We start from the raw sequence: 15,466 nt of genomic DNA, 5'->3' as shown, positions 1-15,466 counted from the left end.
TAATCTCTATATGGGTATCGATGTTATCTTTAAGATAATTATATAATAAGTTTGTTTTTTTAGCCGATAATGTTCCTAAATGAATCATTTTACGCTCATATTCTATTCTAAAATTTATATATATAGTATCCTTCCAAAAAACATGTTCAGAGTGTATATAAATACTTTGTATATTTTTTTTTAGGATATTCTTTTTGGGAAAAAGTATATTTTTTATTACAATATCACTATCGTTTATATGTAGAGTATTCCCATATTTATAAATAATAGATAAACTAATTAAAAAAGAAAGGAATATGCATGAAATAAAACTTATAATATTCCCTTTTAATAAAAATATCATTATAGGGATAATTAATATGAGTATTATCCCTATAATGATATTTGAGTATTTATATGGAATAGTCATTTATCTGCAAGTGTAAGCTCTTTTTTTAACAAGCGACAGCTGATAGTAACCCTGTACAAACTACCATGCCTACGCCACTAGCTCCCGCAGTTGGGACTAAACCTAAAAATCCGACAGTTGTACCAACACCAACAAGAAGACTATCGGCAGTATTTGTCCCTTTAAGAGGAACCATATAAATATAAAAATCTTTAGAGTGAGAATAAGTTGTGACAGTCCTATCAAAATTAAAATTATTTATTTTATTGGGAATCCCCATACTTATAGTTCCTATAGCGTAAGAACTAAATAATCTCTTGATGTTTTCTGGATTTGATTTACAGAGAGAAGCTTGTACATTGATAGTTGATGAACTGTTATTTCGTTCACTAATAACTTCATCTTGAGAAGAGCAAGCAGCAAAGAATATAAATCCAACAACCGCTAAAAGTAGATTTTTTTTATTCACAGATTAACATAATTGGTTGATACTTTTATAATTTTATAATACAAAGGTAATGTTTTTATTTTTAATTCTTTATTTATTTTTTTGTGTTTTCTTATTCCGAACATAGGTAATGATATCCTTTAATAAACAAACAAATGATATTTAAAACAGGAAAATAGGTTATTTTTATACTAAAAATAGATTAAAAATGTAGTAAAAATAGCTTATTTTTAGTTTGCTGTGATGTGCTTTTTCATAAAAATCGGCTATGTTTTTTATAGCAACACATTATCTTTTTATGCTTAAATGTATATGCTGTTTTTCTGCTAAAAATCTCTACTGTTGATAAATAAACATTTTTTATAGTATATAATTTTCTTTAAAAGTATATGTTAATGAAAGTAGTGTTATACCTAAAAGTAATTAATAATATTTTAAAGCATTTGTAATTTTCTTACAAATGCGGCTAAGTTGTTAGCTTTAGTAAAAAGAAAGGGTGCTTTTCTTTCTTTTTTGTATTATTACTGTTAGTGTTAATCATTTGTTTTAGGTATTGTTTAACGTTTTATATGATTGTAAATTTGCGTCTTATTATAAGGAAAAATAAAAAAGTTTACAAAAGATGAAGAAAAATTTATTCTTGTTAGGTTGTATGACATCACTTGCAATGTTGTCATTTCAGTCATGTGGTAGTGAAGACGAGTTAGCTTCAACTACAAACACAAAAGTGGTTCTTATGCCATCTTCTGTTGATAATTGTGTAAAGGAAGAGGTGGCTTTACTTAGAAAAATAGCTGCAAAAAACGACATCTCTTCCGACTTTGCTTCTGATAATCCTTCTGAATGGAAGTATGATCATTTACAGATAGTTTGGGATACTATACCCAAATCAGTAGAGAAAACTTACATCGTAAAGGAGCTAAGAGGCCCTGAGGGGAAGGAAAAAGGTATAAAAGATTTTACTTTAACAGATGATAAGGAGACTTTTAAACATTTAGAGCGTATTGATATTAAGAGTGCTCAATTAGGAAAGTTTGGTGTAGCTAATGTTCCTTTGTTGCGTACTATTATTATAAATGGAAAGAGCTTAGACGCTTCGAATAACGATCTTACTATGGTAGAGGTACACGATTTGCCAAAGCTTGATTCTATTCATGTAGAGAATTTTCCAAAGTTAATTAAAAGCAATACAGATGATGTGTTTTACATAAGTTTGTATTATCAATATCCAGAATTATCGTATGTAGGCATTGTTAATACGGGCATAAAGGAGCTTAAGGTAGAGCCTAATAAGCCTTTAAAGGAATTGGTGCTATCTGGTAATAAGGATATTGCATCATTAACTTTGGAAGAAGTAACACTTAATGATATTACATTTACTAAGGAAACATACCCTAAACTGGAAGTGTTAAACCTAAAAAAACTAAGTGGCGGTAAGTCGAAAGATTTAGTTATAAGTGGTTTAGATAACCTAACTGATGTGAATCTTTTTCATGACAACTGGCTTTCAAAGGCAGAAGTAACCGACTGTAAAAAGTTAAAAGAATTAATATTAAGCGACTGTAATCTCTCTGAAAGCACTTGTAAATTGAGCGATTTACCTGAACTTACTACTTTTGACATTCAAGGTAATAATTTCTCTGCTCTTAATATAGGTGAGCTTAAAAAGGTTAAGAATTTGGATTTAACGAACAATAAATTTACTACCACTGATAATATTACTTTATCTGCAGCTGCAGAAAAGCTTCCATTGCAAGGTAATGAAAACTTACAGAAGGTAGATTTGACACCATATAAAAAACTATGGATAGTTAACGTAAATGGTTATAAACGTGGAAAAGATGTAGCTGACCATAACAATCCTCTTCCTTTTGCTAATATCAATTTAAATGGGCTTACAGATCTTGAGTCGGTTAGAGTGAATAATAACTCTTTGGCCTCTATCTTCGATGGTAACACTGTATACGAAAATTTACAAACTTTAGAGGCAGAATATAATGCTATTAACCCTATTGGTATGGTAAATATAGCTAAGTCTATTAAGAGCCTTAACGACCTTACATTAAAGCTTAGTTTCCAAACTTTTGCTGTAGATGTAAAAGATAATAAAACTGTAGATTATAGCATGGTTCATAATTTCTTTACTACTAAGAGTAAGAATTTGAAATTTGATGTTACACAGGGTGAAGATGAAGATGCAGATGGTTGTTATACTTATAATAATGGTATCTTTACCTTTAGCAAAGCTGGTACTTATAAGCTATCTTCTGAAAGCTTTAATGATATTTTAAACTATTCAGTTAATGAATATAAGTCTAAGCCTTTTACTATAAAAGAGTAAGAACAAAATGACATTATAAGATGAAAAGAATATTGTTAATATTACTTTCTTTTATTTGCGCCATGACAACGATAAGTGCTAAAGATGGGCTTCTTATCGTTGCGCATGGAGCGCGAATACCTCAATGGAATCAGCCTGCATTAGCATTGGAAGGGGTTACTCGGAATTTGTTAAAGCAGCGAGGAATAACAAGTTTTGCATGCGTAAGAGCAGCATTAATGGAATATAGCCAGCCAAGTGTAGCAAATGTTATTAAAGAAATGGAGGCAGAGGGTGTAGATCGTATCTTTGCTATGCCTGTATTTATAAGTCCTTCATCGCATACAGAGGAGGATTTACCTAATATTTTGGGGCATAAGTATAACCCGGCAACCCTTCACGACCTTATAGAAGAGGGTACTACCCTTGTGAGTTCAAAAGTTCCGGTAGTATTAGGTCCTACACTTATCTATAGCGATGTTATAAGTAATGCTATTATAAGGCAAGTAAAGGCTTTAAGTAAAAATCCTAAAGATGAAGCTCTTATCCTTTTAGCACATGGAGATGAAGGGTATATGGATTTTTGGAATGTATTGATACAACAGACAGATGACGATGTAAAGAAAGCTTTAGGCTTTAGTTATACTTATCATGGTTTTGTGGAGATGGGACAAGAGTTTGCTAAAAAGATAATACCTACTATATTAGATGCTTCTAAGAAGAAGAAGCGTATCATTTTGCAAGGAATCTATTTAGTATCGGGTATTAAAACGATGGCTCAACGATTTGGTTTGCCACAAGCTATATCTAAGGCTATTAAGGATAAAGATGTAGAAATAGTATATAGTGAAAAAGGACTTTTGCCTGACGCTAATAATGAGGTAGCCGACTGGATTGTTAAGTGTGCTACTTCTTGGCAGAAGTTAGAAAGAAAGTGAAAAAATGTATATGGCTCATTCTTTTTATAATAAATATTTCTTTGCTATATTATGTACTTGTATGTTTATTGGCAATGGTAGTGTTTGTGCAAGCACTGCTGTTGTTAGTAATCAGTTATTACAACAGCCTAAGAAGATTAAGATGCAAGGACGAGTTGTTGATACTTCAGGTACACCTTTAGCAGGTGCGTTAGTAGAGGTGGTAGGTAAACGCACCGGGACTTATACAGATAAAAATGGAGTGTTTACTTTAGATTTGATTCCCGGTGAAACTTTATCAGCCTCTTACCTTGGAATGAAACGTAAGAAGGTAGTTTTTCGTGCACAATCTGTGCTTATTATAACTTTGCATGAAGACAATAATGCTCTAAATGAAGTGGTAGTAAAGGCGAAAACAAATATTAACGCGCTTGATATTAGAGCAAAGTCTGGTGTTGTAGATGTTGTAGATGTAAAGCTACTTAACGAAAAACCTTCTATCGATTTAGGTTTAGCTCTTCAAGGTGCAGTGCCAGGCTTGATGGTTATGAATATGGGAGAACTGGGTAAAAATCCTACTTTGCGTATTCGAGGAAATGCATCATTACGTCGAGGAAATGCAACGAATGAGCCTTTATATGTACTTGATGGAAAGATAATAAGTGCTGAAACTTTCTATAATCTTAATCCTATAGATATAAAAGATATAAAGGTATTGAAAGACGCAGTAGCTTGTGCTTTATATGGAATAAAAGCAGCTAACGGAGTAATAGAAATAGCATCTAAGCGTGGCAGTAATGATGGCATTTCGCTTACTTATAGCTTTAATATGGGTATAACAAGTAGAGGAAGGCGTGGTATGCGCTTAATGGACACTAAGGAGAAATTAGAATTAGAACGGTTAATGCGAAATCCTATTGCTCCCGGTTATAGATATAGTGCCGATTATTATAATAAATATGAGAAACATAATCCGCTTAAAGAGAAGCTTATTAAAGAAGGAGAACATTTTTTAGACTCGCTTCGTATGATTAATACCGACTGGTTTGATGAGCTTATTCATAATAATACCTATACTAAGCATAATCTTAGTTTGCGTGGTGGTAATTATGATAATTCATATTATATTTCATTCGACTATGCCCATCAAGGTGGACGTATAGAAGGTAATGATAAAAGTCATTATGGTGTGCGTCTTAATTTAGATAAGACAATAGGAAAGATAGGATATACCATGTTTAGTATTAATTGCGATTATTCTAAAACAAATACACCTGTTGGTTCCGACTATGATCCTACTCAATTGGTATATGATCTTAATCCTTATGAACAGAAAAGCAAAGGGAAATTATATTCTTTTCCTGATAGAACCTTTCACGACTTGCTTCATCAATATGAAAGAGATAATACTTGTAAGACAGGAGGTGCAAGTTTTAACCTAACATTAGAGCCTTTAAAAGGTTTGAACATTGATTGGGTGGGAGGATTAGATTATTTAATTAGTGAAACAGAAGACTTTACGCCGGGTACAGCATACTCAGAAGCTAAAAAAGGAGTATCTAAAACACAGCGTGGTATTTATAGAAAGACTAAAAATACAACTACCAATATCTCTTCTAATCTTCGTGTTACATATGCACATACATTTGCCAATGTACACGATTTCACTATAGGTGCAAATATGGATTATTATAAAACAATATATGATGATATTGGAATAACAGGATATGGAGTAGGTAATATAAAATCGGCTGCTGCTATTAATCATTATATAAAAGGATCGCGTCGTGAGCGAGTATCAGGATTTAAAGATATTAGTGCGCAGTTAGGAATGGGAGTAGTTATGGGTTACACTTATAATGGTTTATATGATGCTTATGCTTCTTATAAGCGAGATGCTTCTTCTATACTTCCTTCGGATAAAAGGTGGAATGATGCTTGGGCAGTTGGAGCAGGGTGGACGCCTACGAATTATGCTTTTTTAAAAGATAATAAGGTTCTTACAAGTCTTAATTTAAAGACATCTTATGGTGTTATTGCTAATCTAAATGGTGTGTCTACCTCTACAACAGTAGCAACATTTGCTTATGCTAATGAAAGCTATGAGGAGCAACGACAACTCTTTTTAATGGGATTAGTAAATAAGGAGTTGAAAGCTGAAAAAACAAAGTCTTTTGATCTGTCTTTGTCTGCACAGTTTTTTAAGAGGTTTACATTTGGTGTTAATCTATATAATCGTCGTACAGAGCAAGCTTTACTTGATGTTCCTATACCTACTTCAAATGGTTTTAATATTTTAAAGCGTAATATAGGTGTCCTTGAGAATAATGGAATAGAAGCAAATAGTTCCATTACTATTATAGAAACAAATAATTGTCATTTTGACATATCTGGTAATATTGCATATAATAAAAATAAGGTAATAAGCCTTTATTATACTAATGCGATATATACAGATGATAAATCTGTGGTGCCAGACTATGAGGTTGGTAAGGCTTATGATGTTATATATGGTGCAAAGTCGTTAGGAATAAATCCATTAACAGGTTATCCTGTCTTTAGTACTCCTAAAGGTGAGAAGCAATCAAGTGAAGTTTTGAATAGGGAAGATGTAGTAGCACTTGGTCATAGCACTCCCCCTTACTCTGGTAGTTTAGGGCTTAATATAAGCTATAAATCGTTAGAGCTTAATATGAGCTTTTATTATGTTTTGGGTGGAATAAACAGGTTTAATTATAGTTATGTTAGAGATAAGGATAAAATAACAAGGAACGCAGTAGCTGGTCAGGCAAGTAAGATGTGGTTTAATCCCGGTGATGAAGATAAGGTTTATCATACGCCTTATTATAGTTCTTCTACTGCAGAGGATAATTTAGTGCTTTATCCTAGCTCAAATACAGTTGGAAAGAGCGATTATTTTCGCTTATCAGTTTTGTCATTACGGTATCGTTTCCCTCATGTATGGCTGAAGAAATATGTACCTGTAGTGAAGTATGCTACGATGGCTTTGCAAGGTTCAAATCTATTTAACTGGACGTATTACAAAGAATCAGATCCTGAGAGTGGAACTTTAGTAGGCACATTACAGCCTATTTATTCGCTTAATATAAATCTTACATTTTAGTATTTATATGCTTTATGAATAAGTTGAAGAGACAAAGAGTTTTATATCGATTAATATTTATATATTGTGTGATAGCGTTTTGTGCATCTTGCTCTTTAAATATACCACCAGCCGATCAGTATAGTGACCCTGATGCAATTACTGATATAGAGTCTGCACGGTCGCTTTTAGCTTCTGCGTATGCACAATATCCGCATTTTGAGTATGAACTATCTATATTGGGGAATGATTTCTGTCCGAATAATTTGACAACTAAAGATGTAAGTCAGACAAATCTCTATCTGTGGCAAAATAAAGAGATGAATAATCTTTCTGAAAATGTTTGGTCAAATTATTATGCAACAATATCTTCTTGTAATGCATTAATAGAGAGGCTCGATTATGTTAAGACGAATGAAAAAGAAAATAAGCAAGAGTTGCAAGAGATAGCAAGTGAAGTGAAAGCTTTAAAAGCTATGTGTTATTTTAACTTGTTACGTTTATATGCACCTGCATATGATATAGATAAGAATGCTCCTGGCATAATATTAAAAGATATTCTAAAGCTTCAATTCCTTAAGAGGTCTACAACAGAAGAATGTGCAAAGGCTATACGTACATTATTACAAGAGGCAGTTAAGTCAGATAATCATCCTATACAAAATGGTTGGTTATCTCAAGATGCAATATTTTACTTGTTAGCTGAATTAGAATTATATACATGTAATTATGAAGCAGCAATAAAATATGGAGAGAAGATAATAGCTAATGCAAAGCCAGAATATTTTACGGCTAATGGTATTGAACAACTTTGGGATGAAGGAACATCAAAAGTACGAGTATTTGCTTTTAATCATGATGGTAAATATATGGAAAGTTTACAATATTCAATAAGCGAAGGAGATATGTTTAGTGTTAATCCACAAATAGAATATTCTAAAACTGATCTTCGCGCAGCAACATATATTAAGAAAATGAAGCAAGATGATAAGCAAACTATGCACTTGGGGAAATATAATCTTAATACTAAAGAAGGCAAGGATAGCAGGTATATTGATATGATTAGATATGCAGGAGCATATTTTATTGTAGCAGAAGCTTATGCAAGATTGAATAATTTGCCAAAAGCTACTGAGGTGATCAATTCTTATCTTAAAGCTGTAAAAGCTGAGCCTATTGGTGATGGATATCTTAAAGATGATTTTATAGATAAGATTTTAATAGAAAAGCAAAAAGAGTTTGTAGGAGAAGGCATTAGCTTTTTCGATTTGAAGCGGACTCATATATCAGCTTTACCACGACTAAACAAATGGGGAGATGGCGTATCTAGTAGGATAAAGACGAATGACTATCGTTGGAATTTTCCTATACCTAAGTCAGAGTATAGATATAATGATAATATTGTACAAAATGAAGGTTGGGGAAAGATTAAGAGAAGATAATATAAATAAGTATTAAAAGTAGGTTACTATGAAATCAATAAATAAAATATTATTATTACTACCAATGTTAATTGGCTGTATGATAACCTCTTGCAGCAAAGAAGACAGTACCGAATATAAAGGGAAAAATTATATCATGTTATCTGCGATAGGTGATAATCAGATTAATGAAAATGCTAAAAAGCCTTTAAAGGTGAAGCTTTTAGCTAGTTGCAAAGCTAAGAAAGATGTTGTTATAAAGTTTGCTTTGAAGAAAAATGAGAAGGGAGCTGTAAGGTTAAAAGATGAATATCTTACTATGAAGAAGGGAGAAAAGACCGTTATAATAGATATTGAGTCTACCCATAAAGATGTTTATAAAGAGCCTCAGAGTGTAGCTCTTACTGTAGAAAGCTCTTCAGATAAGCGTATGCAGTTATCTTCTGATCTTATGATAACAGTCATTCCTAATGTTGTAGATACAATGTTAACAGACGCGCAGAAGAAATTAATAGAAGGATATAAGCGGGATTATAATATAAATTTGTATCGTGTTCTTGGAGAATTAAAATGTAGTGTAGACTTAATATTCCCTCCAGGAGATTATAAAGAAACTTTTCCTGGACCAGAAACAAGCTCATTTGAAACAACGACAATTATTACATTAAGCAAGTATTCTACTCCTAAAACTCCTATGTTAAGAATGGTACAAAACCCTTTAGGATTAAGAGGATGGTGTTATGAAAGGTTACGATTGGTAACAGATAAAGGTTATCAATGGTCAAATCCTACTACTTATGGTTACTATACAACAAAAGCTATAGGTTATGATGCCAGTAAAGAAGTCTTTAAGATGGAACTTGATAGTATAAGAATAAATCCTAAGACGATGGAAATAAGTTTTATGGATTATGTTATAAATGAATATGATGAGAGGGTATTCAATATTCCTTTTAAGTTCTATTATTCAGCATGGGAGCGTCAAAAAAAGATGGCAAAGGAAGGTAAAACTGTAAGAGTTCCTAATGGAGACTATCCTTGGTCAGATGAAACTATGTCTGATTTGATAAAAATGGGAGTTACTTTTAATCCAGATATATACTTTCATTATAGTCCTTTGAATAGAGATAGTTATCAAAACACTCCTTCCGATTGGTTTAAAGCTTCTGCTAAACTTGATTTAGATGGCAATAAGATGATATTTCATTTCCCATATGATCATGATTATTGTTCTGGTCATACCAATGTAACGGTAATATATACACTTAAAAAGGAATGAGATTTATTAAGACAATAAGATTTTTCTGTGTAGTTATTATATTTTTTGCCAGTTTGTTATTATCTATGGCAGGTGTTCATACTGCCATTAAAATTCCGAAGGGAACTATAAAAGGGAGGCTTGCTAACGGACTTTCTTATATTATAAAGCGTAACATACATCCACAAAATGTTACTGAACTTAGATTGGTGATGCAAATAGGAGCTTTACAGCAAACAGAGAATCAAGGAGGTATTGCCCATTTTATTGAGCATATGGCTTTTGCTGGATCTAAGAGTTATCGTGGTTTTAATATGGTACATATGCTTGAAAAGAAAGGAATGAAGTTCGGACGGGATATTAATGCCTATACCGGATTTGATAAAACTATATATAGCCTTTCTGTTCCAATTAGGTTTGATTCTACTAAAGATATACATCAGTTGTTAGGAATGATGCGAGAGTGGCTTGATGGGCTTACTTTTGATCCTGCTTATGTAGAGAAAGAACGCGGTATAATTTTAGAAGAGTTAAAGCAATATGATACTAATGACGATTTTTATAAGCTAAAGATAGGTGATAATCGTTATAGTCGAAGAATGCCATTGGGTACAATAGACGACATAAAGGCGGTATCTAAGACTATGTTACGTAAGTTTTACTCAAAATGGTATCAACCACGTTTTGCTACTGTTGTGGTAGTGGGGGATATTAATGCAAGAAAGGTGGAGCGTATATTAAAAGAAACTTTTGTAAGTGCTATTAATACTAATAATATAAAGCTGCCTACTTATTCTGTTTCTTATAAGAAAGGGTGGAATATGCGTTTCTCATTATCTGATTTAGGGAAATGTAATAAGCTGGAATTGATTATACCACATGAGGGAATTGTAGAGAGAACTATTAAAAACAGTGTAGATAAACATCTTAGCAAGATAGTTGTTGATCTGCTTAATAACAGACTGAAGGATAGAAACATAAGAGCAGATTGTTCTGATGCATGGTATCTTGGAGATAAGAATTTCTTTAGTGTAGTATTTAAAGAGGCTGATAATGCTGCGTTACTACATGATATAACGAGTTTTACTAATGAATGGAACACTATTATTCGTAATGGTTTTGATCATAGGGAATTTGCAGCTTCTTTAAAAGATAGGTTAGCTTCTATAAAGATAGAAGATGTGGATAAGACATCGGAACAGTGGTGTGACGACTTTGTTGATTATATTATTATGCATGATATATATCCGACAAGACTTAGAGATATAGAATCTGTAAAGAAGTACCTCGCATTTTGTACTATACGTTCTGCACAACGAATGTTAAAAGAGTGGTTGCAAGCTTCTAAAAAAACAGTATTAGCTTGCTATACAGCTCCACAGGATAGTGGGCTTACGCTTGAGAATATTAAAAAAGCTTGGCGTAAAGGCTTAAGTAATGATCTGTTGTGTTATACTTATAAGTCGTGTAAGGAGCCAGTAGAATCGTTGATGCAAACGCCACCATGTTTAGGTGTAGTTTCAACATTTGACAGTAAAGAAATAAAATCAGAAAAGAGTTATGCTAATATTGGGATATATGATATATTGCTTAATAACGGTATCCGCATATTATTGCGTCCTACTCGAGATGGTTCTAAAACCTTTTTTATAGAAGGACTTGGTAGAGGAGGGACAGCAGATTTACCCGATTCTGTATATTATAAATATGAGAGTACTGCAGCTTTTGTTGAAATGGGTGGTATAGAAAAGGTTAATAGGGATACTTTGTTTAATTATTTGGTGCAGAATGGTATATCTTTAGATACTAATATTTCTTCATATTGGCATGGATTTATAGGTGTAGCACCAGTGAATAAAGCACAGAATCTTTTTAATTTAATAAAAGAAAAGGTTACTGCTCCTGAGATTAATAAAAAGGAATTTGATGAAACTGTAAAAGAAGATTTGACTTCTTTTGGAATTACCACCCCTCTACAAGAACAATTAGAACATGACAAGAACAGAAAGATAATAAATATACGCGACTCTATAATGGGAGATGCGCCTTCTATGCTACGGAGAAAGAGAACCATAGAGGATATAAAGCAGCTGGATATATATAAGATGGTAGATTATTTTAAGTCATTATATAATAATACGCATAACCTTACTATTGTGCTAACAGGCGATTATGATTTGCAGCAGATGAAAGAAGCCGCGGTAGGCTCTTTTAGTAAATGGCAACAAAAGCAGCAGTATACGCCTCCGACGGTATGGCGTACTATGCCCAAGGCTCCTTATAGGTATAAGGTAAGTAGTGCTAACGAGCAACAACTTGACTTACATTTTATGTTGGCAGGTAATTTTTATCCTAATTTAAAAACAACTCTTGTATTAAAGCTGATGCGCGATATAATACAAAATCGTTTGTTAGAAGTGTTGCGACAACGTGAGAATATAACTTATTCGCCATTCACTGATTTGTTATATCATGGGCAAGATGGGCATAATTATTACTTTGATATTATGCTTACATTAGATAGGGGTAACGTGGAAAGGGCTCAAAAACTTCTTATAAAGATAATACGGTCTTTACAAACTAAACCAATAAGCAGAGCAGAACTTCAACAATTGCAATTGTCGTTTAAGGCAACAAAAGCAAGAGTGTTATCAGACGATGCCACAGCAGCATGGCGTATGGATATGGTAAATAAGATAAAAAATTGCGAGATGTTATCCGATTTTAATAGTTATGATACTATTTTAGATAGTATAACACCAAAAAACATACAAGACGGCTTTGTGAAATATCTTAACACAGATAAATTTATTATAATAGGATTATGATATTATAAAAAAGGAGTATGATTATGAAAGAAAAATTATTATTACTATTTCTCTTGCTATCATCGTTATCAATAAATGCTAAAAAAGACTTACGTGCTTTTGCTCTTTATAATAATAATGGCAAAGCTATTACTTTTGATGCTATGATAGAAGAGGCATCTAAATATAAGGTAGTTTTTATAGGTGAGATGCATAACTGTCCTGTTACGCACTGGTTAGAATTAAAAATAACTGAAGCCTTATATGCAAAGCATAAGGATAGCTTGTTGCTGGGAGCAGAAATGTTTGAAGCTGATAACCAACTTATCTTTAATGAATACCTGAAGGGGGTTATAAGTTATGATCAGTTTAATAACGAGATGCGTTTATGGCCTAATTATGAAACAGATTATGAGCCTTTAGTGATGTTTGCCAAAGAATATAAACGACCTTTTATTGCTACTAATGTGCCACGTAGATATGCTAATGTGGTTAAGAATCGTGGGCTTGATTATTTAGATAGCTTAACTGAAGAAGCTAAGAGGTTGTTACCACCACTACCTATAACCTTTACTATGGAAGGTAAGAATAATGAGGCTTTTTCAGTAATGTCTGCTTTGCATGGTGGTAATGATAATCCTAAGCAAATGCAAATGGCACAAGCATTGAAAGATGCTACTATGGCATGGAATATAGCGAAAAATATAGGCAACAATTATATGGTGCATTATAATGGAAGCTATCACACCTCTAATCATGATGGCATTATTACTTATCTTAAAGAATATAAGCCATCACTGAAATCTTTTGTTATAATGGCTGTGAAGCAAGAAGATATTTCTAAAATAGACGATGCTTATAAAAATTTGGCTGATTGCTATATAGTAATACCTCAAGACATGAGCAGATCGTATTAAATATGTTTGTAAAGGTGTTATTGGGCAGGATAACGATAAAAGCCACTTACTATCTTTAAGAAAGTAAGTGGCTTTTATGTAGTAATTATAATGTGTTATTTAGATCTCCATAAACCATGTAGGTTGCAGTATTCACGAGCATAAACATTTTTAGCTTCTGTTTTAAACTCTGCAACAGGCTTATCTGATGGAGTAAGATATTTGCGAAGCACTTCATTGTCTTCTGTGATTAATTCGATCCACTGGATATAATGTGCCTCTGTCATAGGGTGGTCTACAGAGCCAACGGTTACTCTATAGCCGCCATCTATTTTTTCTACAACAGGAACGTGCTTTTCTTTGGCAGCATCAGTAGTGTTTTCCACTACATGCTCTAAGCCACACAAATCCTTTTCTGAATCTAATAACACCTCTACAAAAGTATTACTACCTGCGCATTTATATATTTCTGTTTTCTTTACCATAATGTTTTTGTTTTTAGATTTATTTTTTGCAAAGGTATAAATAAACATCGTGAACGCCAAAGTTTTTTAGTTAATTCTTATAAAAAGAAATATTCCAATTGTTTCTGTTTGTTTTGTCTTATTTTGAGCTGTTATAATAAAGGGGGAGTAGTAGTGAGTTTTTTGATGTTTTTTATTTTTTTTATGAGTTGTTTTTGTGTATTTTTTAGAACAAAAGTGTTGTTATACTATTTTTTTGAAGTACTTTTGCAGCGAAAAATATATAAGTTTTATAGATAAAATAATAGGTATTATGAAAAAAATTAGAGCAGCTGTTGTTGGTTATGGCAACATTGGACGCTTTAGCGTAGAGGCTTTAGAAGAAGCAAAAGATTTTGAGATAGCAGGTATAGTACGTCGTCAGGGCGATAAGGACAAACCTTTAGAGCTTACTCCATACGAAGTAGTAGATGATATTGCTAAGCTTAAGGACGTAGATGTAGCTATTTTAGCAACACCTACACGTAGTTGTCCAGAATATTCAGAGAAGATTGTTGCACAAGGCATTCATACTGTCGATTCATACGATATTCACACAGGCATATTAGACTATCGTACAGCGCAAATGGAACATTGTAAAAAGGCTGGTAAGGTAAGTATTATTGCCGCAGGCTGGGATCCAGGTTCTGACTCTGTAGTCCGTGTTCTTCTTGAGGGTTTAGCACCTAAGGGGTTATCTTATACTAATTTTGGTCCAGGTATGTCTATGGGTCATTCTGTATGTGTTCGTAGCAAGAAGGGAGTAAAAGAAGCTCTTTCTGTAACTATTCCTTTGGGTGAGGGTATTCATCGCCGTATGGTTTATGTAGAGCTCGAAGAAGGTGCTACTATAGAAGAGGTAACAAAGCTAATTAAGGCAGATCCTTATTTTGCCAGCGATGAAACACATGTTTTTGCAGTATCTAATGTAGACGATGTAAAGGATATGGGTCATGGCGTGCATATGGTACGTAAGGGTGTAAGTGGTAAGACACAAAACCAGCGTTTTGAGTTTAACATGAGTATTAATAACCCTGCTCTTACAGCACAGATTCTTGTTAACTGTGCTCGTGCTGCTATGAGATTAGAGCCAGGCTGTTACACCATGCCAGAGATACCTGTAATTGATTATCTTCCACAGAGTCGTGAAGAGGTTATAGGTACATTAGTGTAAAAGAGAATAAGAGTTTGTTGAGCAAGACTTGCTATAATAATTTATTAAAAGCATATTTTATTATTTTATTACTTTTGAGTTTTGTTTTACAAACATATAGAGCTATTGCTATTTTATAAGACTTAATATAGCATAAAGTTATTAAGAGCGGGGTTGCCTTTAAATGAGGTAATCTCGCTTTTTTTATGTCTAAGCAGAGGTAATATTAAGGTATGGTTTTGCTTGTTATTT

11 protein-coding genes are annotated in these 15,466 nt (G+C 33.0%); 8 read left to right on the top strand and 3 right to left on the bottom strand.

What is annotated here, in order from left to right; translation table 11 throughout:
• Nucleotides 1-343, bottom strand: a 343-nt coding sequence (locus HMPREF9018_RS11335) for a hypothetical protein (protein WP_008450885.1), incomplete at its 3' end; no start/stop codon positions are given.
• Nucleotides 344-434: 91 nt separating this feature from the next.
• A complete protein-coding gene (locus HMPREF9018_RS09295; RefSeq protein ID WP_039864830.1) occupies nt 435-857 on the bottom strand; it encodes a hypothetical protein in 423 nt (140 codons plus the stop codon).
• 601 nt (nt 858-1,458) lie between these two features.
• On the opposite strand from HMPREF9018_RS09295, the gene HMPREF9018_RS09290 reads away from it, so the two are divergent.
• From HMPREF9018_RS09290 to HMPREF9018_RS09260, 7 genes are read left to right on the top strand one after another with little or no spacing between them, the layout of a single operon-like run.
• Nucleotides 1,459-3,177 (top strand): leucine-rich repeat domain-containing protein, encoded by a 1,719-nt coding sequence (locus tag HMPREF9018_RS09290; protein ID WP_008450891.1) that lies wholly within the window; start codon nt 1,459-1,461, stop codon nt 3,175-3,177.
• 20 nt (nt 3,178-3,197) lie between these two features.
• Nucleotides 3,198-4,094: a sirohydrochlorin chelatase gene (locus HMPREF9018_RS09285; RefSeq protein WP_008450889.1), complete on the top strand. Its 897-nt coding sequence runs from the start codon at nt 3,198-3,200 to the stop codon at nt 4,092-4,094.
• Between the two features lie 10 nt (nt 4,095-4,104).
• Nucleotides 4,105-7,197: a SusC/RagA family TonB-linked outer membrane protein gene (locus tag HMPREF9018_RS09280; RefSeq protein WP_050773475.1), complete on the top strand. Its 3,093-nt coding sequence runs from the start codon at nt 4,105-4,107 to the stop codon at nt 7,195-7,197.
• Nucleotides 7,198-7,211: 14 nt separating this feature from the next.
• Nucleotides 7,212-8,618 carry a RagB/SusD family nutrient uptake outer membrane protein gene (locus HMPREF9018_RS09275; protein WP_039864828.1) on the top strand — a complete coding sequence of 469 codons (1,407 nt, stop codon included), beginning with the start codon at nt 7,212-7,214 and terminating at the stop codon, nt 8,616-8,618.
• Nucleotides 8,619-8,646: 28 nt separating this feature from the next.
• Nucleotides 8,647-9,876, top strand: a complete 1,230-nt coding sequence (locus HMPREF9018_RS09270) for a DUF4929 family protein (protein WP_008450903.1) — start codon at nt 8,647-8,649, stop codon at nt 9,874-9,876.
• On the top strand, nt 9,873-12,683 hold the full coding sequence (locus HMPREF9018_RS09265) for an insulinase family protein (protein ID WP_008450880.1): 2,811 nt from the start codon (nt 9,873-9,875) through the stop codon (nt 12,681-12,683). The genes HMPREF9018_RS09270 and HMPREF9018_RS09265 overlap by 4 nt, the downstream gene beginning before the upstream one ends.
• Nucleotides 12,684-12,706: 23 nt before the next feature.
• Nucleotides 12,707-13,579 carry a ChaN family lipoprotein gene (locus tag HMPREF9018_RS09260; protein ID WP_008450883.1) on the top strand — a complete coding sequence of 291 codons (873 nt, stop codon included), beginning with the start codon at nt 12,707-12,709 and terminating at the stop codon, nt 13,577-13,579.
• A gap of 95 nt (nt 13,580-13,674) precedes the next feature.
• On the opposite strand, the gene HMPREF9018_RS09255 is transcribed toward HMPREF9018_RS09260, so the two are convergent.
• Entirely contained in the window at nt 13,675-14,043 is a 369-nt protein-coding gene (locus HMPREF9018_RS09255) for a desulfoferrodoxin family protein (protein ID WP_024992639.1), read from the bottom strand.
• A 292-nt stretch (nt 14,044-14,335) separates the two neighbouring features.
• Here HMPREF9018_RS09255 and HMPREF9018_RS09250 point away from each other — a divergent pair, with 292 nt between their 5' ends.
• Nucleotides 14,336-15,235: a diaminopimelate dehydrogenase gene (locus HMPREF9018_RS09250; protein WP_024992638.1), complete on the top strand. Its 900-nt coding sequence runs from the start codon at nt 14,336-14,338 to the stop codon at nt 15,233-15,235.
• Nucleotides 15,236-15,466 lie beyond the last annotated feature (231 nt).

This window comes from Prevotella amnii CRIS 21A-A (assembly GCF_000177355.1).
In the GTDB taxonomy this organism is placed as follows: Bacteria; Bacteroidota; Bacteroidia; order Bacteroidales; family Bacteroidaceae; genus Prevotella; species Prevotella amnii.
Note: the sequence above shows the minus strand (reverse complement) of the source record. Positions and strands in the feature narration are given on the sequence as shown.